At 59.3% G+C, this 18,632-nt stretch carries 20 protein-coding genes; 5 read left to right on the top strand and 15 right to left on the bottom strand.

Annotation, left to right across the window (positions count from 1 at the left end):
• Positions 1-47: 47 nt before the first annotated feature.
• The 5 genes from ACTIE1_RS05415 to ACTIE1_RS05395 all read right to left on the bottom strand — a co-directional run bounded on the left by ACTIE1_RS05415 (position 48) and on the right by ACTIE1_RS05395 (position 4,671).
• The gene (locus tag ACTIE1_RS05415) at positions 48-383 is read right to left on the bottom strand and encodes an NfeD family protein (RefSeq protein ID WP_439562357.1); all 336 of its coding nucleotides are present in this window, start codon (positions 381-383) and stop codon (positions 48-50) included.
• Positions 384-386: 3 nt separating this feature from the next.
• Positions 387-1,241: an SPFH domain-containing protein gene (locus tag ACTIE1_RS05410; protein ID WP_439562356.1), complete on the bottom strand. Its 855-nt coding sequence runs from the start codon at positions 1,239-1,241 to the stop codon at positions 387-389.
• A 62-nt stretch (positions 1,242-1,303) separates the two neighbouring features.
• On the bottom strand, positions 1,304-2,527 hold the full coding sequence (locus ACTIE1_RS05405) for a multidrug effflux MFS transporter (protein WP_439562355.1): 1,224 nt from the start codon (positions 2,525-2,527) through the stop codon (positions 1,304-1,306).
• On the bottom strand, positions 2,528-3,157 hold the full coding sequence (locus ACTIE1_RS05400; RefSeq protein ID WP_439562354.1) for a DsbA family oxidoreductase: 630 nt from the start codon (positions 3,155-3,157) through the stop codon (positions 2,528-2,530). It abuts the gene before it with no gap.
• Positions 3,154-4,671: a class I adenylate-forming enzyme family protein gene (locus tag ACTIE1_RS05395; RefSeq protein WP_439562353.1), complete on the bottom strand. Its 1,518-nt coding sequence runs from the start codon at positions 4,669-4,671 to the stop codon at positions 3,154-3,156. Before ACTIE1_RS05395 ends, ACTIE1_RS05400 begins: the two co-directional genes overlap by 4 nt.
• Before the next feature lie 60 nt (positions 4,672-4,731).
• Between ACTIE1_RS05395 and ACTIE1_RS05390 the strand changes: the two genes are divergently transcribed.
• The 4 genes from ACTIE1_RS05390 to arsJ all read left to right on the top strand — a co-directional run bounded on the left by ACTIE1_RS05390 (position 4,732) and on the right by arsJ (position 8,667).
• Positions 4,732-5,355: a helix-turn-helix domain-containing protein gene (locus tag ACTIE1_RS05390; protein WP_439562352.1), complete on the top strand. Its 624-nt coding sequence runs from the start codon at positions 4,732-4,734 to the stop codon at positions 5,353-5,355.
• 69 nt (positions 5,356-5,424) lie between these two features.
• Positions 5,425-6,255: an ArsR family transcriptional regulator gene (locus tag ACTIE1_RS05385; protein ID WP_439562351.1), complete on the top strand. Its 831-nt coding sequence runs from the start codon at positions 5,425-5,427 to the stop codon at positions 6,253-6,255.
• A 21-nt stretch (positions 6,256-6,276) separates the two neighbouring features.
• Positions 6,277-7,302 (top strand): ArsJ-associated glyceraldehyde-3-phosphate dehydrogenase, encoded by a 1,026-nt coding sequence (locus ACTIE1_RS05380; protein WP_439562350.1) that lies wholly within the window; start codon positions 6,277-6,279, stop codon positions 7,300-7,302.
• A 96-nt stretch (positions 7,303-7,398) separates the two neighbouring features.
• Entirely contained in the window at positions 7,399-8,667 is a 1,269-nt protein-coding gene (arsJ, locus tag ACTIE1_RS05375) for an organoarsenical effux MFS transporter ArsJ (protein ID WP_439562349.1), read from the top strand.
• A gap of 120 nt (positions 8,668-8,787) precedes the next feature.
• Here the strand turns inward: arsJ and ACTIE1_RS05370 are convergent, their stop codons facing one another.
• The 4 genes from ACTIE1_RS05370 to gyrA all read right to left on the bottom strand — a co-directional run bounded on the left by ACTIE1_RS05370 (position 8,788) and on the right by gyrA (position 12,715).
• On the bottom strand, positions 8,788-9,138 hold the full coding sequence (locus tag ACTIE1_RS05370) for a DUF6614 family protein (RefSeq protein ID WP_439562348.1): 351 nt from the start codon (positions 9,136-9,138) through the stop codon (positions 8,788-8,790).
• A 190-nt stretch (positions 9,139-9,328) separates the two neighbouring features.
• A complete protein-coding gene (locus ACTIE1_RS05365) occupies positions 9,329-9,505 on the bottom strand; it encodes a hypothetical protein (RefSeq protein WP_439562347.1) in 177 nt (58 codons plus the stop codon).
• 134 nt (positions 9,506-9,639) lie between these two features.
• Complete coding sequence (locus ACTIE1_RS05360; protein ID WP_439562346.1) at positions 9,640-9,978, bottom strand: hypothetical protein; 339 nt, start codon at positions 9,976-9,978, stop codon at positions 9,640-9,642.
• Positions 9,962-12,715, bottom strand: a complete 2,754-nt coding sequence (gyrA, locus tag ACTIE1_RS05355) for a DNA gyrase subunit A (protein ID WP_439562345.1) — start codon at positions 12,713-12,715, stop codon at positions 9,962-9,964. The genes ACTIE1_RS05360 and gyrA overlap by 17 nt, the downstream gene beginning before the upstream one ends.
• Positions 12,716-12,907: 192 nt before the next feature.
• Here gyrA and ACTIE1_RS05350 point away from each other — a divergent pair, with 192 nt between their 5' ends.
• Positions 12,908-13,201, top strand: coding sequence for an usg protein (locus ACTIE1_RS05350; RefSeq protein WP_439562344.1), 294 nt, complete (start codon positions 12,908-12,910; stop codon positions 13,199-13,201).
• Positions 13,202-13,203: 2 nt separating this feature from the next.
• Here the strand turns inward: ACTIE1_RS05350 and ACTIE1_RS05345 are convergent, their stop codons facing one another.
• The 6 genes from ACTIE1_RS05345 to ACTIE1_RS05320 form a co-directional block, all read right to left on the bottom strand.
• The gene (locus ACTIE1_RS05345) at positions 13,204-13,659 is read right to left on the bottom strand and encodes a disulfide bond formation protein B (protein ID WP_439562343.1); all 456 of its coding nucleotides are present in this window, start codon (positions 13,657-13,659) and stop codon (positions 13,204-13,206) included.
• On the bottom strand, positions 13,659-14,237 hold the full coding sequence (locus tag ACTIE1_RS05340) for a YqaA family protein (protein WP_439562342.1): 579 nt from the start codon (positions 14,235-14,237) through the stop codon (positions 13,659-13,661). The genes ACTIE1_RS05345 and ACTIE1_RS05340 overlap by 1 nt, the downstream gene beginning before the upstream one ends.
• A gap of 81 nt (positions 14,238-14,318) precedes the next feature.
• Positions 14,319-14,960: an ABC-type transport auxiliary lipoprotein family protein gene (locus ACTIE1_RS05335; RefSeq protein WP_439562341.1), complete on the bottom strand. Its 642-nt coding sequence runs from the start codon at positions 14,958-14,960 to the stop codon at positions 14,319-14,321.
• A complete protein-coding gene (locus ACTIE1_RS05330; protein ID WP_439562340.1) occupies positions 14,957-16,663 on the bottom strand; it encodes an MlaD family protein in 1,707 nt (568 codons plus the stop codon). The genes ACTIE1_RS05335 and ACTIE1_RS05330 overlap by 4 nt, the downstream gene beginning before the upstream one ends.
• A gap of 3 nt (positions 16,664-16,666) precedes the next feature.
• Positions 16,667-17,446, bottom strand: coding sequence for an ABC transporter ATP-binding protein (locus tag ACTIE1_RS05325; RefSeq protein WP_439562339.1), 780 nt, complete (start codon positions 17,444-17,446; stop codon positions 16,667-16,669).
• Entirely contained in the window at positions 17,446-18,537 is a 1,092-nt protein-coding gene (locus ACTIE1_RS05320) for an ABC transporter permease (protein ID WP_439562388.1), read from the bottom strand. The genes ACTIE1_RS05325 and ACTIE1_RS05320 overlap by 1 nt, the downstream gene beginning before the upstream one ends.
• Between the last annotated feature and the right edge of the window lie 95 nt (positions 18,538-18,632).

Raw genomic sequence — 18,632 nt, 5'->3', positions numbered from 1 at the left:
GCACAGGCGGGGCGTCGTGCCAGCCTGTGCCGTTGGCCATTGGGGCGCTACTGGTCTGGTGCATCGCCCGGTGGTGTTCGCTTTTTGCGATCCGATTCCGGCAATGACTCGAGAGAGTCGAAGTCATTGATGTCGCGCCGGTTCTTGCGGCGTGCCGTGTTCCAGCGTGACAGCCCCAACCAGACCAGAAGTCCCAACGCGGCCCAGACAAGTGCTTGCACCAGCACGGGCAATCCTGGCAGCAACCAGACCAGAACAGCCACTGCCACGGCGGCCAATGCAAAGCCAAGGGCCACATACACTGTGGTCATCATTTCCGCGATCAGCAGGACCACGGCAATAATGCCCCAGATTATCCAGTCTGGCAGGCCAAGCGCGTCCATTGCTTAAATGTCTTTCATAATCGCCGCCGCCTCGCGGAAGGCATTGGACGGACCGCCGGGCAGCATGATCAGTTTTGCATTGTCGGATTTCGCAAGCCCCTCCAGCGCCTCGACCTGCATGCGCGCGGTCTGGAACACCAGTGCTTCTTGGGCATTGGCCCCTTCAAGTGATGCAGCAATCTCGCGGTTGGCTTCTGCATTGGCTTGCGCAATGGCACGGATCGCATCCGCGCGGCGCTGGGCTTCATACAATTCCGCATCTGCGTTCAATTCCGCCGCGCGGCGTTGACCTTCGGCGCGGGTAATGGCGGCGCGGCGTTCGCGTTCGGCGGCCAGAACCTCGGCCATGGCCTTCTGTGTCGTCTCGTTCAGGCGGACATCAGTGATTTCAGACCGGCTGATGCGAATGCCATAGGTCTTGCCCGCGTCCTCCAACGCTTCCAGCAAGGCAACATTCAGTGACCCGCGATCGGATTGCACAGCATCCAGTTCAACCTTGCCCAATTCGGACCGCACCAGCGATTGCACCAGCCCGACCACCAGATTGTCGATATTGTTGACGCGGAATACCGCCGCTTCGGGGTTCTCGATGCGGTAGACAACCAGCAGCTGCGCACCAAACACCACGTTATCCGCCGATACAACCTCCAGTTCGATATCGTTCAAAACCTGATCATTCACCGGTACATTGGCGTGCACGCGGTCCAGAAACGGCACGATGATATTGACGCCCGCATCCAGGGTCCGGTGATAAGCCCCAAGCCGTGTAATAACCAGATTGCGTGACTGGGGCACGATCTTCAGCCCCATGATAACAATCAGGACCAGAAGGACGACAAGCGCCAGAATGAGTTCCATAAGACCCGCCTATATTTTTGTGTCAGTTCATTTGTTGATCGTCGCGCGAAACGCGCCGGTCTTCAAGCCATATCGGCGGCTGCAAACCGTCGTGAATACAGCAATAACGCCAATGCGCAGCCTGCGAACCCGAAATTGCCAACCACCAGCGTCAGTGGCGATCCGTCATAGGCCAGTGCAACCGGAACCGATACTGCCACGGCCCCAATCGTCGATAATGACATAACCACCGAGGCACCTGTTCCCGCAATATGGCCCAAGGGCTGCAAAGCCAGCGCGTTCAGGTTTCCGAAAGTTAGTCCTATGGTGAAAAAAGTCGAACACATAAACGCGAAGAAGACCCCGAAATCCCACGGTGCAGGCAGGTCCAGCGGCAATATCAACAGAAACACCGCAGATGCCAGCACCTGCCATGTGAAGGCAATAGTTGCCAGTTTTCGCATGCCAAACCGCATAACCAGTTTGGCATTCACCATACTGGCGCTACCGGAAATCAACGCAGTCGCAGCAAACCACAAATGGAAACTGGATGCGCGGTCATATACCTCATCAAAGATCATGGGCAGATTGGACAGCCATGTGAACAGCGGCGCAAAGGAAAAAACCAGCGCGGCGACATAGACCATGACGGCGCGGTTTGTGCTGATTTCTACGATGGCATTTCCGATGGCGGTCGGGCTTAGCGGGCGGCGGCGCTGCGGTGGCAGTGATTCAGGCTGGCGCAGAAACAGCCATATTCCACTTGCAAGTCCGAACGCGACGAAAGCATAGAAAATAGCGCGCCAGTCGGACAACAGGATTATTCCCGCCCCGATCGATGGTGCAACCGCCGGAAACAACACGAACAGCGTCATGATGATCGAGGTGACGCGCGCCATTGCGCGGCCTTGATACAGGTCGCGGACCATCGCGGTTGCCACCACACGCGGGGCCGCCGCCCCCAGCCCTTGCAGTAGCCTTGCGCCCAGAAGTGTTTCGATAGTGGCAGCATGTGACGCCAGAAGCGCCCCGCCGATATACAGCACCAGCCCCACCAGCAGTACCGATTTCCGCCCGTATGCGTCGGAAACCGGCCCGCAGACCATAACGCCCAACCCCAACCCCAGAACGAAGGCGGGGATCACCAGTTGCCCGTGTGTGGGCGCATCCGGTGACAATTCTGCCCCGATCACGGGCAAGGCAGGCAGCATCGCATCAATCGAGAAGGCGACCATGGCAGTCATCAGCGCCATCAGCGCCACGAACTCGCCAAAACGCAGTGGTTTGGTCGGGGGGAAGGGGGGCATTCAGCGCGCCCCGACTTCGTCAATGACATTGCGCCATGTCTCGACGGTTTGTGCGCCTGAAACTGCGTATTGCTGTGCAACAATGAAAAATGGCACCCCTGAAATGCCCCGCGCGCGCGCATCACGGTCGGCGGTGGCAATCAGGGCGCGGTCTGCATCGCTGTCAAGCAGGCGTGCGATCAGGTTGCGGTCCAGCCCGACCGACTGCGCCAGTTCAAGAAGGGTTGCCGTATCACCAATGTCGCGGCCCTGCTGGAAATAGGCGCGGAACAATGTGCTGACCATTGCGGTTTGCCGTCCTTCCAGACCCGCCCAGTGTATCAGGCGGTGCGCATCCAGTGTGTTCGGGGTGCGCGTGATGGCGGGCAGGTCCAATACCAGCCCTGTGTCTTGCGCAGCATCAATCACCGGGCGGTAGGCGTCCAGAACCGCAGCCGCGTCGCCGAACTTCAATGACATGTATTCGTTCCGGTCCATGCCATCGGCAGGCATGTCAGGGTTCAGCTGGAACGGGTGCCAGCGAATGTCGAACGGGTGGTCGGGGCGACTTTCAAGGGCGCGATCCAGTCGCGCCTTGCCGATAAAACACCACGGGCAAACGGGGTCTGAGTAGATGTCCAGCGTGATCATGTCAGGGCCTTATGGCTGGCGCGCAGGGCGCGGCGTGACAGTTTGCCATTGGTCCCGCGGGGCAGGCTGTCGCAATGGTGATACAGGCGCGGCTGCTTGTAGCGCGCCAGTCGGGCCGCCGCAAAAGCGTCAAGTTCTGCGGCGGGCAGGGGGGCTGCGCCGGTGTAAAATGCCGCGATGATTGTGACACCGGGTTTCACGTCAATTTCAGTGCAGGCGATATCCATGATGCCGGGGTGCTCGGCCAGGGCGCGCTCGACTTCCAGCGGCGAGACGCGAAACCCGCCCGCGTTCATCATATCATCATCGCGCCCGACATAGGTGATTGCGCCATCCTGGGACATGCGGGCATTGTCCCCTGTGGCAAACCATTCCCCCGTCAGGGGCAGTTGCGGCAGGCCGTCCGCGTCCAGATAGCCCAGCATCAGGCCAGGATCATTGCGGTGGATTGCCAGCATGCCGTCATGGTCGCGCGGCACGGGCTGGCTATCTGTGCCCAGCACGGCCAGCCGACGGCCCCGCTGCGCATAGCCTGCCGTTCCCGCAGGGGCAGGGCGCGCAGGGCTGGCCGACACATAGGTCGAGCATTCCGACATTCCAAGCGCCTCATAGATCGCGGTTCCGGTTGCCTCGTGCCATGCGGTGCGTGTTGCATCAGGCAGTTTCTCGCCAGCGGACAAGCCATGGCGCAGGCGTGGCAGGTCCAGTTTGCGCCCGTCCTTCAACAACTGGCGGTACACCCCCGGAACCGCCGCAAACAGTGTCGCGTCAAAGCGTTTCAGCATCAATGCCAACGGCGCACCAGCTTCGGGGATCAGCGCAGTCGCCCCGATGGCCCAAGGGTCCATCAAGCCGGTTCCCAATGTGTATGTCCAGTTGAACGCACCTGCATGCAAGACACGGTCATCTGCCCGAAGCCCGTACCAGCCGTCCCACATCATCCGCCGTGCCCAGATGGCGCGATGTGCATGGACAACGGCGCGCGGGCTGCCGCCACTGCCTGATGTGTAAATGATATACCCCGCCCTGTCGGGGGATCCCATATGCCAGTCGCAGGGGGGCAGGTCGCGCATCATTTTCAACTCTGCAAGGTGCAGAACCGGCGCGCTATGGTCAGGCAGCGCCACCCCTTCGGCGGCTATAACCAGCGCAGGTGTGACCTGTTGCGCGATCCGTGTCACCTCTGGCGTTGTCAGTTGCGCCGATGTCGGCACCGGCACCAGCCCCGCAGCCAGCGCGCCCAGATAGGCAACGGGGAAATCAACACTGTTTCCCAGACGCAGCAAGATACGGTCCCCGGGTTTCAGCCCCCGGTTCAGAAAACCCTGCCCGGTGCCGCGCACTGCCGCGATCAGACTGGCATAGGACCAGCGTTCCGCACCCGTGGCGCGCACAATCTGCAAGGCGATCTTGTCAGGTGTCTGCGTCCCTGCCGCAAGCACATAGTGCGCCATGTTGAATGGCGCAGGGCATGGCGTGGGCATGTCGGTGTCTGTGATGGATAACATGTTCATGATTTATGCCTGCGTTGTGGCAGTTGCAAGTGTAAGCATGCTTGCGTAAAGAGAACCGCCATGAGTGATCCTGAAAACGCGAATGTCCTGCGAATTGCCCGCACCGGCGGGGATGTCGAACCTGCCCAGCCCATTGATCTGGCTGAACGGGTGCGCGCCCTGCGCCGTGCGCGCGGCTGGACACTGGAACAGGCCGCCAAAGCCGCAGGTCTGGCTCGCTCGACCTTGTCCAAGATCGAAAATGCCCAGATGTCGCCCACTTATGACGCGCTCAAGAAACTGGCGGGCGGTCTGGAAATTTCGGTTCCGCAACTTTTCACCCCCCCCGAAGTTACACGAGCCAGCGGGCGTATGGCGCTGACCTTGCGCAATGACGGCACGGCACATCCCACCCCGACATATGACCACCGTTTGCTGGCAACGCAACTGACCGCAAAGAAAATGTTGCCCTATCAGGCGCGTGTACGGGCGCGTGACATGCAGGATTTTGACGGCTGGGTGCGTCACGGGGGCGAAGAATTCCTGTATGTCCTGACAGGCGAGATCCGGCTGTTCACAGAATTCTATGCGCCCGTGGATATGAAGCGCGGCGATAGCGCGTACTATGACGCGACCATGGGGCATAATGTCATTTCGCTCTCTCGTGAGGATGCAGAAATCCTGTGGGTGACGTCGCTGGAGTGATAGCGCCGCTGGCCGTCTGTCATAAAACGATCACTTGTAGCCTGATTACATTTCCACTATTCGTGAATTATGGAAATAAAAAACGCGTCACAGATTTTTGCCATTCTCGGTCATGCGGACCGGCTCTCGGTCTTTCGGTTATTGATGCGCTTTGCGCCGCATGGGCAGCGGCCGACCGAAATTGCCCTGATGCTGGGGCTGAAGCAAAATACCCTGTCGCACCATTTGCGTGATCTGGTGTCATCTGGGCTGGTGCATGTCACACGTCAGGGGCGTGCACTGTATTATGCGGTCGATCTGCAAACAGCCGAAGCGCTGGTCGCATATCTGGCGCTGGATGTCGGGCGTGCGCGCCCTGACCTTATGCCTGTTGTGCCGGTCCGCAGAACGGGCATGCTGCAGGACAAGGGGCGCAGTCTGAATGTGCTCTTTATCTGCTCGGGGAATTCTGCCCGCTCGATCATGGCCGAAGTGCTGTTGCGCGATCTTGGTGCCGGACGCTTCCGGGCCTTTTCCGCGGGCACAGCCCCCGCGCGCAGCCCGAATGCTGCAGCATTGGACGTATTGGCGCGCAACGGGCATGACCTTTCCGGTTTGCGCAGCAAACACTTGCAGGTGTTTCAGGCGGCAGATGCCCCGCAGATGGATTTCGTGTTGACCGTCTGCGACAGGTCCGCCGCCGAAGATTGCCCGCCATGGCGCGGATATCCGATTGCCGGTCATTGGGGGCTGCCGGATCCGGTTGGCAATCAGGCCTCTCCTGATGCGGACCATCCTGCTTTCGTGCAGACCTATGCCTGCCTGCGCCGCAAGGTCGAAGCGTTCCTTGCCCTGCCGGTCACTGCGCTGGACCAGCTTTCCCTACAAACCCGCATCGATGCAATTGGCGTAGATGCCTGAACTTGAATGAGTGCCTGACACATGCCATCCCCCTCTCGTCCCCGCATCGCAATTAACGGCCTTGGGCGTATCGGAAAACTTGTGCTGCGTGACCTTGTCGACAACGGCTCGGGTGGTGATATCGCGCTGCTGAACGATCCGGTCGGTTCGGCCGAACAACACGCGCTGTTGCTGGAATTCGACAGCGTGCATGGCCGGTGGCACAGGCATATATCGCATGAGGGGGGCTCGCTCATCCTTGATGGCCAGTGCCTTCCCCTCTCTCATGCTCGGCGTATAGGAGATATGCCATTGGCTGAACTGGGTATTGATCTGGTGGTGGATTGCAGCGGCGCTTTCAAAACGCCTGCAAAACTCGCCCCCTATTCTACCGCCGGTGTGCGCAAGGTCATCGTCAGTGCGCCCGTCAAGGACGCGCGCGCGCTCAACCTCGTCTATGGCGTCAACCATCACCTGTATGATCCGGCACAGCATGACATCATCACGGCGGCAAGCTGCACAACAAACTGTCTGGCCCCGGTGGTCAAGGTCATCCATGAGGCATTTGGCATCCGCCATGGTTCAATCACCACAATCCATGACGTTACAAATACCCAGACCATCGTGGACCGTCCGGCCAAGGACATGCGGCGCGCGCGATCGGCGCTGATGAACCTGATCCCCACGACAACCGGAAGCGCTACGGCAATCACCATGATCTATCCCGAACTCAAGGGGCGGTTGAACGGCCACGCTGTGCGGGTTCCGCTTCTGAATGCCTCCTTGACCGATTGTGTGTTCGAACTCGATCAGGCCACCACCCGCGAGGATGTCAACGGCCTGCTTGAAACTGCCGCGAATGGGGCCCTCAATGGCATTCTGGGCTTCGAGCATCGCCCCCTTGTATCCAGCGATTTTACCAATGACCCCCGCTCGGGCATCATCGATGGACCATCGACCATGGTGGTGAACGGTACCCAACTCAAACTCTATGCCTGGTATGACAATGAATTCGGATATGCCTGCCGCCTCGGTGACATCACCCGCATGATCGCGACAACACATTAGCGCCCCTGCCCCCTTCATTCTGGTCCAAATATCCTCGGGGGGTGTGGGGGGCAGACAGCCCCCCACCTTGTCCAATCAGGAACAGGCTATACCACCATGAGCAACGCTGCCTCCCCCTTGCGCGCCTATATGGCGGTCACTGCGGCCTATTGGGCGTTCATGCTCTCGGATGGCGCATTGCGCATGCTGGTGTTGTTGCATTTCAATGCGCTGGGCTTTTCGCCGGTGCAACTCGCATGGTTGTTTGTCCTTTATGAAGTGGCCGGGATTATCACCAATCTGGCTGCGGGCTGGCTTGCCGCGCGGTTTGGCCTGGCTGTCACATTATATGCGGGGCTTGGCTTGCAGATTGCGGCGCTTGTTGCGCTTGCGCAGCTTGACCCGTCCTGGACAATCACCGCCTCTGTTATATTCGTGATGGCGGTTCAGGGCGTGTCCGGTGTTGCCAAGGATCTGGCCAAGATGTCGTCGAAATCCGCTGTGAAAATTCTCGCCCCGTCCCGCGAAGGGGCGTTGTTCCAGTGGGTCGCGGCGCTGACAGGATCTAAAAATGCTGTCAAGGGTGCGGGTTTCTTGCTGGGGGCGGCGTTGTTGGCCGTAGTCGGGTTTCAGGCCGCAATATGGGGCATGGCGGGGGTTCTGGCGGTAATATTGCTGGCAGTGCTTGTGTTTCTGCCCGACGGGCTGCCCGGTCGCATGAAGGGCGCGGATAAATGGTCGGGCTGGCGCTCTGGCGATGCGCGCGTGAACCGCCTGAGCCTTGCTAGGATGTTTTTGTTTGGTGCGCGCGATGTGTGGTTTGTCGTGGGCATCCCGATCTATTTTCAGGCCGTCTTGTCCGATGGGACTGCCGAGGGCCGGCGCGAGGCTTTCTTTCTGGTTGGTGGTTTCATGGCGCTTTGGATCATTGGGTATGGCGCGGTTCAGGCCCTTGCCCCGCGGCTGCTCGGTGGCAAGGGGCAGTCGGAACAGGCGATCACACAAAAGGCGATTTTCTGGGCTGGGGTGCTGGTGCCCATTCCATTGGTATTGGCCGCTGCTGCCGCCTTTGCCGGTGGGCCGGAAGCATGGCTTACGGGCGTCCTGGTTGTGGGCTTGCTGGTCTTCGGTTTTGTGTTTGCGCTGAATTCTTCCGTGCATTCCTACCTTATCCTCGCGTTCGGCACGGCAGAGAGGATCACGCGCGATGTCGGGTTCTACTACATGGCCAATGCTGCAGGTCGGTTGTTGGGGACGCTTTTGTCCGGGGTCAGCTACCAGTTGGGGGGCTTGCCATTATGCCTTGCAACCGCCGGGGGAATGGCATGTGCAAGCTGGCTGGTCGCGCGACAATTTGCAAATGATCATGCGGCGTCGCGGTTTTGACGGCCCGTTTCCCGCGCAGTACTGCCTGACGCATCCTGCACCGGCAGAACGTGGCGGCGTGAATATGCCGCGCTTTCCCGCCATGCAATACCGGCGGCCATATGTTCGGCTGACATTGTTTTAGATCAGGGCCAGACGTTCAACCTGTGCATCGTCCGGGTAGGGGCGGTACAGCCCCACATCAACTGTGTCGATCATGCCATGGATCTGGTCATAATCGCGCGCGGCATCGTGATCGCCGTCTGCCAAATGGGTGAAGGCCAAATCAAGCTGCGCAAGATCCACCACTTCCACGATCACGATAAAATCCCCGTATCCGGGGCCTGCCAATCGCAATTTGCGCCGCAGCAATGTCCAGCCCGAGATTTTTCCGGCGGTTTTCAGCCCTTCAAACCACTGTTCCGCTGCGCGCGCAAATGCCAGCGGGTGTGCATTCGGTTTCAGGTCGATCATACATATATACTGGTTCATGGGTCTTTTCCTATGCGCGCACTGGAGCATGTCGCGTTCATTCGCATTCACTCGACATGCTTTAACTTATTGGTTTTGCATGTTCGAGAAGCTCAAAACCGGTTCCCACTTTTGAGCAACATGCACTAGAAATGGCATGAAGTTCCTAACAAATCTTGAATCCGATAAATCCCCTTGGTGCGTGGGATACTCAGTCTGCGGGCGTAAGCGCGTCTTCAATTTTTTCAGCCAGATCCAGCGTGCCCGTCGAAACATAGGCAACGACAGAGACACCCAGCCCGACGATTGCGGCTGTCAGGACAACCCAGTCAACCGTGACCGCGCCGCATTCCGACACCAAGAAATCCTTTATGTATCCGTCGCGCATATCCGCTAGCCTTTCTAATTGCCCCGACACCATGTGAACGGTGCCAATCAGACAGTAAAAGCACGCGCATCATGTCACCTTTGCGGCGTTGGCAGGTCAGTGTGGTGCAGGTTTTATAGGATTTTATTGAAGTTTTATATGTCGGCGGCCGAATTCGTCGCCATGGCAAAGACCCCCGCCACCTGGCTGGCATGAAACGCCTGCGGTGTCTGGCCTGCGCCCAGACCAAGTTCAGCGGCTTTCATAAAAAAACCGCGCGCAGGCAACCCGCCTGCGCTGCGCCCGACAACCAGCGCTGCGCGCAGGGGGGCGCGGCTCTGTGCGTCTTGTTCCATCAGGGTTTCTAACGCATCGGTCAGTTTCGCTATGCGCCCCGGCCCTTCAAGCCCAATCCTCGCGGCCATCTGCGCATAAGTCACCGTGATGTGCCGCGCTGCACAATCTGCCAGCGCGGCCTCAAGTTTCCGAAGCATCCTCGCTGCCCTGCGCAATATCCGTGGCGTCTGCCTCGTCGCCAGTCTCGGCCACGCGTGCGACTGACACCACCAACTCACCGTTTGAGGTGTTGAATACCTTCACCCCGCCAGCCGATCTGGAGCGGAAGGAAATGCCCTGCACCGGCACGCGGATGGATTGGCCCTTGGATGTGGCCAGCATGATCTGGTCATTCGCATCCACAGGGAAACAGGCCACAAGCGCGCCGCCCCGCATGGCGCGGTCCATTGCCGCGACACCCATGCCGCCCCGTCCGCGCACAGGGTAATTGTGGCTGGAGGACAGTTTTCCGGCACCCTTTTCCGAAATGGTCAGGATCAGGTCTTCACAGGCGGACATTTCCGCATAGCGTTCAGGCGACAATGCCCCTTCGGCGGTGTCTTCTTCGTCATCGCCGTCATCATCGGTGACGCCCGCCATGGCGCGGCGCATTTTCAGATATGTTGCGCGTTCTTCGGGGCTGGCCTCAAAATGGCGGATCACGGCCATGGACACAACGCTGTCTCCATCGCCCAGCCTGACACCGCGCACGCCAGTCGAGTCGCGCCCCTTGAACACACGCACATCTGTGGTGCGGAACCGGATTGCGCGGCCAGATGCGGTAACCAGCATGACGTCGTCATCTTCATCGCAGATGCGCGCGTTCACCATGCTGACGCCTTCGGGCAGTTTCATCGCGATTTTGCCATTGGATTTCACATTCACGAAATCCGACAACGCATTGCGCCGCACCGACCCGTCCGATGTGGCGAAAATGATTTGCAGGTTTTCCCACTCGTCCTCGGGGCGTTCAACCGGCATGATCGCCGCAATGCTGACACCTTGCGCGATGGGCAGGATATTGACCATTGCCTTGCCGCGTGTCGTGCGCCCGCCCAGTGGCAGGCGCCATGTCTTCAGCTTGTAGGCCATCCCGTCGGTGGTGAAGAACAGAAGCTGCGTATGGGTATTGGCCACAAACAACTGCGTGACGACATCATCATCCTTGGTGGCCATGCCCGACAGCCCCTTGCCGCCACGGCGCTGCGCGCGGAAGTCGGCCAAAGGTGTGCGCTTGATATATCCGCCGCTGGTAATGGTCACGACCATATCTTCACGTTCGATCAGGTCTTCGTCATCCATATCGCCGGCCCAGTCGACGATTTCGGTGCGACGCGGCACCGCAAAGGCTTCGCGCACTTCGCGCAACTCGGTTCCGATAATCTCCATCACGCGTGCGCGGGATCGCAGAATATCCAGATAATCCTTGATCTTGGCAGCAAGGCTTTCCAATTCATCCGTGACTTCCTTGACGCCCATGGCGGTCAGGCGTTGCAGGCGTAGGTCCAGAATGGCGCGTGCCTGAATCTCCGACAGGTTATAGGTGCCGTCCTCGTTCATCGTATGGCTGGGATCATCAATCAGCCGGATATAGGGCGCAATATCCATTGCCGGCCAGCGCCGCGTCATCAGCTTCTCGCGCGCCTCGGCCGGGTCTGCCGACGACCGGATGGTGGCCACAACCTCGTCGACATTGGACACGGCCACGGCCAGACCGCACAGCACATGGCTGCGTTCGCGCGCCTTGTTCAGTTCATAGGCCGTGCGGCGGGTGACCACTTCTTCGCGGAATCCGATGAAAGCGGTCAGGAAATCACGCAGCATCAACTGTTCGGGCCGCCCGCCATTCAGCGCCAGCATGTTGCAACCGAAACTGGTCTGCATGGGCGTGAAGCGGAACAACTGGTTCAGCACCACATCAGGCGTGGCATCGCGCTTCAGTTCCACAACGACCCGCACGCCAATGCGGTCGGATTCATCCGCGACAGAAGAAATGCCCTCGATCTTCTTTTCGCGCACGGCGTCGGCGATCTTCTCGACCATGGTCGATTTATTCACCTGATAGGGAATTTCGTCCACGATGATCGCGAAACGGTCCTTGCGCAGTTCCTCGATATGGGTCTTGGCGCGGATGACAACAGACCCGCGCCCTTCCAGATAAGCCTTGCGCGCGCCTGCGCGGCCCAAAATCAACCCGCCCGTGGGGAAATCGGGGGCGGGCACATACTGCATCAACGCCTCTGAGGACAGGTCGGGGTCGTCTATCAGCGCAAGCGTTGCATCCACCACCTCGCCCAGGTTATGCGGCGGAATATTCGTGGCCATGCCCACGGCAATACCACCCGCGCCGTTGACCAGCATATTGGGGAAGCGCGCGGGCAACACGGTCGGTTCCTTGTCGCGACCGTCATAGTTCAACTGGAAATCGACAGTATCCTTGTCGATATCGGCCAGCAGCGCGCCTGCGGCCTTGTCCATGCGCACTTCGGTATAACGCATTGCCGCGGCATTATCGCCATCCATGGACCCGAAATTCCCCTGGCCGTCCAGCAATGGCAGCGACATGGAAAAGGGCTGCGCCATGCGCACCAGCGCGTCATAAATCGCGCTGTCGCCATGCGGGTGATAGGTGCCCATCACCTCGCCCACGGCACGGGCAGATTTGCGATACGGCTTGTCATGGGTGTTGCCAGTGTCGTGCATTGCATAAAGAATACGCCGGTGCACAGGTTTCAAGCCGTCGCGCAAATCGGGAATGGCACGGCTGACAATCACGCTCATCGCGTAGTCAAGATAGGACGAGCGCATTTCCTGCGTGATCGAAACACTTGGTCCGCTTGGGCCGGATGGTGGTGTTTCGTCAATGTTTTCAGGGGTTTCGGGGCTATCGCTCACCTGATCCTCGCGCGGTTTGGGTCTTCACTATATCTCGTCGGTGCCACCTTACCAGAACCATGATATGGGGTGCAATGCCGCAAAGCCGCCCCCCTTGGCAGCCGTCCCTCATAAGTGACAACAGCATGTTTTCATTGATTATTATTATTCTCTTGGCATGATTTCAGAACCACCAGAAACCTGAGGTCTGAAATGGATGCATCCCCCGCCGAACTTATGCTCAAGGGCTACGGCCTGACCACTGCCGAAATGATCTATCGCATGCCCGACCATATTCATGTGCTGAACACCTTCGTCTGGCAGGAATACGATCTCGCGCCCGACTATCCGCGCCTGTTCGAATTCATCGAATTCTGGCAGGGCAGTATCGATGGCCCCCTGCATTCTGTGCGCTTCACACATCGCAAGCAGCTGCGCGCGGGTGAATGGCGCCATGTGGTGGGGGAATTCAGGATCGGCGAGTTTCCTGCCCGACGCCTGCGCTAGCCTTAGCGCAGGCGCAGGCTTGCCAGCCACAGTGCCGCAATGGCGAAGGACACTACCGCATTCCAGCTTGCCATCGACAGGCCCAACATTTCCCATGGCACTTCGTCACAACGCACGACCGGTGCGGCCATGATCCGGTCCAGCAATTCCTGCGCGCTCAGCCCCGACAGGTCGCCGCCCGCACTGCAGCTGGACGGCCCTTCCCACCACGCGCGCTCTACCCCGGTGTGATAAATCCCGATTGCTCCGGACCCCGTAGCCCCTGCCGCGCCAAGCATCGCAAAAACCGGATTTGGCAGGACCAGTGCGCCAGCCCCCAGCAGGGCCACAACATGTGGCCAGCGCTGCCAGATACACAGCGCACATGGCGCCATGCCGCCGATATACTGAAACGCCAGTGCCCCCAGCAAAAGCCCGATCGACCCTGTCAACGCCAGAAGCTGTATATTCCGCCGCATTAAAGATACCTTACCGCCAGAAACCCGCCCAAAAGCAGCGCCATGAACAAGGTGAACATAAGACCCAGCCGCCGCTCGATGAAATCACGGATCGGTGTACCAAACTTCCACAGCAATGCCGCCACAATAAAGAAGCGTATTGCCCGCGCGATAACGGATGCAACAATGAACACCGGCAAGGACAATCCGGTCGCGCCTGACAGGATGGTGATAACCTTATAGGGGAAGGGGGTCACGCCAGCGATCAGCACCGCCCATGCGCCCCATTCGTTATACCGTTCCTGAAACTGTTCAAAATACGCGTCCTTGCCGTAAAACTCCAACACCGGCCGGCCCAGCGTCTCGAACGCGCCATAGCCTATGAAATAGCCCGCCATCCCGCCTGCCACCGACGCGACTGTGGCAACCCCCGCAATGACGAATGCCCGCGACGGGCGTGCCACGATCATGGCAATCATCAACACATCCGGCGGTATTGGAAAAACAGAACTTTCCACAAATGCCACCAGCGCAAGCGCCCATAGTGCATGTGGGTGTCGCGCCAGTGAAAGGGTCCAGTCATAAAGTGACTTCAGCACGGGCGATCCTATCTTTCATTCTGGTGAAAATATCCCCGGGGGTGTGGGGGCAGGCAGCCCTCACGCAGGCTTGAATAAGCGCTAGGTTGCGGGCAGGCGCAGACCGATACTCTCCAACCCCCAGCGAACCAGATCCGTGACGACGACATCTGACGCCCGGTTGAAACTTTCGACAATATCCAGCGCGCTGTTTGACGCAGCTGGCGCTGTCGCGGTAAAGCTGCGCCTTGCAAGGACGCGCGCATCGGACTCGCGCACCATCCGTGCCGTGATCCGGATGCGTGTTGATACGGAATCGCCATCCGGTCCCAGCTCGGCCTGAAAATCCGTGATCTCGCTGATCAGGGCAAAATCGCCCGACCCGCCCAAGGGGCGGCGTCCGACATAAGACAATGCGCCAGTGTCTTCAAAGGCGCGCAGCACAAGCGTCTGCATCATTTGCGGCGCATCCTCGGACCAGCGAACACCGGGCAGGTAAAGGGATTGTACGGCATTGGGCTTGATCAGGATGCGGTCGGTATCCAGCGCGCCCGAAGTGGTCGGCGGCTCCACACTCAGGGATCGTGCCAGCATGCGGCCCGCTTGCGGCAGATCACGCGGGGCGCGCAACTCGAACGCATCCAGCGGTGTCGTTGCCTGATTCAGCGCGGAAACGGCCCCGCAACCCGACAGGGCTGTCAGCGCCAGCAGCGTGGTCATCATATGTCTGCGTGAAACTGTCATCTTCTGAACTCCGGTGTCTGACGGTTCAGGAAAAACCGTGTCGGGTCGCGTTCGATCTGGCGCGTCAGCCGGTCCAGGTTTGAAATCAGACCGCGCGTTTCCCGCGCAAGCTGGCTGATATTGGGCAGGCCGGTTGTCGTGAATTCGCGAACAGGTGCGCCACTGTCACGAATGATTGCACTTAGGTCATCAAATGCGCGTGCCGCGCTTTCGGCGGTGCGGCGCAGGTCGGCGGTCACTTCGGGAATGTCATCGGCAACGGAATCTACCGCGCGGCCCAACCGGCCCAGGACATCGCGCAAATCTTCCGTGATCTGGCCTATATCTTCGTTGATGACACGGTCTGCGCCCACGAAGGCGCGTTCTGCCGCCTGCAGGGTGCTTTCGCCTGTAACCAAGGCACGGTTGATGGCATCCAGCGTTGTATTGGCATTGGCAAATGTGCCGGTGACTTGATCCAGCGCGCGCAGTCCGGCATCCGATACGGCATCAATCTGGCCCGAAGCGCTGGACAGGTCTTCGCCAACCGTTGCGACAACGCCGCGGATTTCTTCGGTTGCGGCGCGAATATCGGCCATGATCAGGGGCAGGTCGGTTTCGGCCGCGCGCGCGATGGATGTTGTGGCATCGCGCGCGATGGCGACCATGTCGCGGGCCTCGGCGATCAGGGCAGCCCCGTCACCTGTGACCAGCCCGTCAATATTATCCGACATCCGTTCGACGGTTTGCAAGGTGGTGTCGGCGCGTGCAAGCAACGGGTCCAGCCGCGCAAGGGCAGGGTCCAATGCTTCGATGCGTTGCGTTGCCGCACTGCTGGTGCGGGTGAATTCGCCGAACATGACCTGCGCCTCGCGGCTGAATTCTTCCAGCTCGTTGCGAACAGATGCAGCGGCATCGCTCAATTCGGTGACAAGAACTGACAAATCGCCTGCCACGAAGGCATCTGCGGTGTTCAGGGTTTGGGTGCCAGCCTCGAAGGTATAGCGGGCTTCGGTGGCAACAAGGGCGATTTCGTCGATTGCGAATTCCAGACTTTCCAGCGTGTTTTCCGCCTGTCGCAGAATAGGGGCCAGATTGTCGCTGAATTCGGTAAAGGTTTCGGTTGCCGCATCAACGGTTTCGGTAAACCCTGCAAAACTGTCCAGCGCCGCTGACAAATCCCCCGAGGAGCGTTCGATATTGTCCAGAATCGCGGCAACGCGGCCCTGATTCTCAGCGCCAAGCAGTTGATTGACCTGTTCCACCACAGTCAGCGCTTCTTCCAGAATGCGCGGGGCAGTTTCGGTCAAGGACTGGATGGTCGAGCGCCCGACATCAAGTTGTGGCACATCATCACGGTCATTGATCAGCGCCGCGTCCTGCGACCCTGGCGAAATCGACACGAAAGCCACGCCGGTAATGCCGGAACTGTCCACAATCGCGACCGAATCCGCGCGCACTGGCGTTGCGCGGTCCACTTCCAGCATGACGCGCACACGGCCATCGGGCGCAAGGCTTACATCCAGCACCTGTCCGACCGGCAGGCCCGCAAACCGCACATCGGCAGATCGCGACAGGCCTGAAACGGCATCAAAACTGGCTTCGTAATAGGCGAACTGCCTGTCAAACTGGTATTTGCTGAAGACCAGAAAGAAGCCCATGATACCGAAAAAACCCGCCAGGGCGAATGCACCGATCAGAACGTAATTTGCCCGCGTTTCCATGCGTCAGGCGATCCTTTCTTTCGTGTCCAGTGCTGCGCGTGCGCGCGGCCCGTGGAAATATTCGTGCACCCAAGGGTGATCGACATTCAGCATATCGGACATTGTGCCGGTATACATCACTCTCTTTTCGGCCAGAACGGCAATCCGGTCACAGGTTGCATGAAGCGTATCCAGATCATGCGTTACCAGAAACACCGTCAGCCCCATGCTTTGGGACAGGCCGTTTATCAACTCGTCGAAGGCCGATGCGCCAATCGGGTCAAGCCCGGCCGTTGGTTCGTCCAGAAATACGATTTCCGGATCCAGCGCCAGCGCCCGCGCCAGACCCGCGCGTTTGCGCATGCCGCCCGACAGTTCGGACGGGAATTTGTCACCGGCAATATAGGGCAGGCCCGCCATGGAAATCTTCAGGTCCGCCAGATCGCGGCGCATTGCGGCGCTTAGCCCCGGGACAGTGCGCATGGGCACCTCGACATTTTCGCGCACGGTCAGGCTGGAAAACAATGCGCCATCCTGAAACATGACGCCCATGCGCTGGTCAATGGCACGGCGTGCCGGTTCAGTGCAGTTCAGCGCATCCTGTCCGAATATCTCGATACTGCCGGCCTGTGGCGGACGCAGGCCCGCGATACAGCGCAGCAATACCGATTTGCCCGTGCCCGATCCGCCAACAACGCCCAGCACCTCGCCGCGATAAACATCAAGTTCAAGGTCGTCATGGACGACCTGAGTGCCAAACTGGTTGCGAATGCCCCGCAGGCGGATGACTGTATCATGTCCCATCAGATACCCATCATCGCAAAGAACACTGAAAACAGCGCATCGGCCACAATCACGGCAAAAATGGCACGCACCACCGCCGAGGAAGTCTGCTTGCCAAGGCTTTCGGCATTCCCGCCGACCTGCATGCCTGCATGACAGCCCACAACGCCGATAATAAGGGCGAATACCGGCGCCTTGACGAAGCCCACAATTACATGGTCCATGCTGGTGTCTTCGATCAGGCGTGTCATGAACATGGCGGGGGATATGCCCAGTTCAATCCATGACATCAACGCGCCACCGAACAAGCCCATGATATTGGCGATCATCCCCAGAATGGGCAGCGTGATCAGAAGCGCCAGAATCCGCGGAACAAACAGCACTGTTGCGGGATCGATGGCCAGCGTGTTCATGGCGTCGATTTCCTCGCGCATTTTCATGGACCCGATGGCGGCAGTGAAGCTGGACGCGGTGCGCCCCGCGACAATGATGGCCGTCAGCAAAATGCCCAACTCGCGCAAAATGGAAATCGCAATCAGGTCGACAACGAAGATTTCCGCACCGAACTGGCGCAATTGCACCGCCCCCTGAAAGGCAAGTACCACCCCGATCAAAAAAGCCATCAGCGACACAATGGGAACTGCGCGCCAGCCCACCTGATCGGCGTGATATACCAGCGCCGTCAGCCGGAATTGCGACGGGTGGCGGGCAAGATACAGTAACCTTGCCAGAAAAACGCCCAGCATTGCCAGAATCTCGGCCAGAAAACGGCCCACACCAACGACAGCCTTGCCGACACTGGCCAACAGGTCGTGAATGCCGAACCGTTCCTTATTGTCCTGCGGCGCGGTTGGAATGGCCTGTTCGACGCGGTCAATCAGGGCCGTATGCTCGTCCGTCTGGCCTTGTAGCGAGAGGGTTTGTCCGGTGTTTTGCTGCTGGCCACGCAGTTGCAGCAATGCCCATGCGCCGGCTGTGTCAAAGCGTTGGAGATTGCGTAAGTCCAAAGCGATATCCGCGCCCTTCAGGGCCAGCAGGCGGGGAAGTGCCACGCCCAGACTGCGCACCGTCAGTTCGCCATGCAGAAGCCAGATGTCGCCCTGTTGTTCCAGCCCGAATTCGGGGCCAGCGCTGCCGGTATGCGCTGTGTCACCTATGGGCTGCTTATCGGCCAAATGAACGCCCCTTGATAAATAACTGAAACCAC

It is taken from the genome of Roseinatronobacter sp. (assembly GCF_051859525.1).
Lineage (GTDB): Bacteria > Pseudomonadota > Alphaproteobacteria > Rhodobacterales > Rhodobacteraceae > Roseinatronobacter.
This window is presented reverse-complemented; position numbering and strand designations above follow the sequence as displayed.

Excerpts from the sequence above, each read along its gene's own strand:
- ACTIE1_RS05415 (WP_439562357.1), bottom strand. The coding sequence starts at position 383 with ATGGACGCGCTTGGCCTGCCAGACTGGATAATCTGGGGCATTATTGCC.
- ACTIE1_RS05410 (WP_439562356.1), bottom strand. The coding sequence starts at position 1,241 with ATGGAACTCATTCTGGCGCTTGTCGTCCTTCTGGTCCTGATTGTTATC.
- ACTIE1_RS05405 (WP_439562355.1), bottom strand. The coding sequence starts at position 2,527 with ATGCCCCCCTTCCCCCCGACCAAACCACTGCGTTTTGGCGAGTTCGTG.
- ACTIE1_RS05400 (WP_439562354.1), bottom strand. The coding sequence starts at position 3,157 with ATGATCACGCTGGACATCTACTCAGACCCCGTTTGCCCGTGGTGTTTT.
- ACTIE1_RS05395 (WP_439562353.1), bottom strand. The coding sequence starts at position 4,671 with ATGAACATGTTATCCATCACAGACACCGACATGCCCACGCCATGCCCT.
- ACTIE1_RS05390 (WP_439562352.1), top strand. The coding sequence starts at position 4,732 with ATGAGTGATCCTGAAAACGCGAATGTCCTGCGAATTGCCCGCACCGGC.
- ACTIE1_RS05385 (WP_439562351.1), top strand. The coding sequence starts at position 5,425 with ATGGAAATAAAAAACGCGTCACAGATTTTTGCCATTCTCGGTCATGCG.
- ACTIE1_RS05380 (WP_439562350.1), top strand. The coding sequence starts at position 6,277 with ATGCCATCCCCCTCTCGTCCCCGCATCGCAATTAACGGCCTTGGGCGT.
- arsJ (WP_439562349.1), top strand. The coding sequence starts at position 7,399 with ATGAGCAACGCTGCCTCCCCCTTGCGCGCCTATATGGCGGTCACTGCG.
- ACTIE1_RS05370 (WP_439562348.1), bottom strand. The coding sequence starts at position 9,138 with ATGAACCAGTATATATGTATGATCGACCTGAAACCGAATGCACACCCG.
- ACTIE1_RS05365 (WP_439562347.1), bottom strand. The coding sequence starts at position 9,505 with ATGCGCGACGGATACATAAAGGATTTCTTGGTGTCGGAATGCGGCGCG.
- ACTIE1_RS05360 (WP_439562346.1), bottom strand. The coding sequence starts at position 9,978 with ATGCTTCGGAAACTTGAGGCCGCGCTGGCAGATTGTGCAGCGCGGCAC.
- ACTIE1_RS05350 (WP_439562344.1), top strand. The coding sequence starts at position 12,908 with ATGGATGCATCCCCCGCCGAACTTATGCTCAAGGGCTACGGCCTGACC.
- ACTIE1_RS05345 (WP_439562343.1), bottom strand. The coding sequence starts at position 13,659 with ATGCGGCGGAATATACAGCTTCTGGCGTTGACAGGGTCGATCGGGCTT.
- ACTIE1_RS05335 (WP_439562341.1), bottom strand. The coding sequence starts at position 14,960 with ATGACAGTTTCACGCAGACATATGATGACCACGCTGCTGGCGCTGACA.
- ACTIE1_RS05330 (WP_439562340.1), bottom strand. The coding sequence starts at position 16,663 with ATGGAAACGCGGGCAAATTACGTTCTGATCGGTGCATTCGCCCTGGCG.
- ACTIE1_RS05325 (WP_439562339.1), bottom strand. The coding sequence starts at position 17,446 with ATGGGACATGATACAGTCATCCGCCTGCGGGGCATTCGCAACCAGTTT.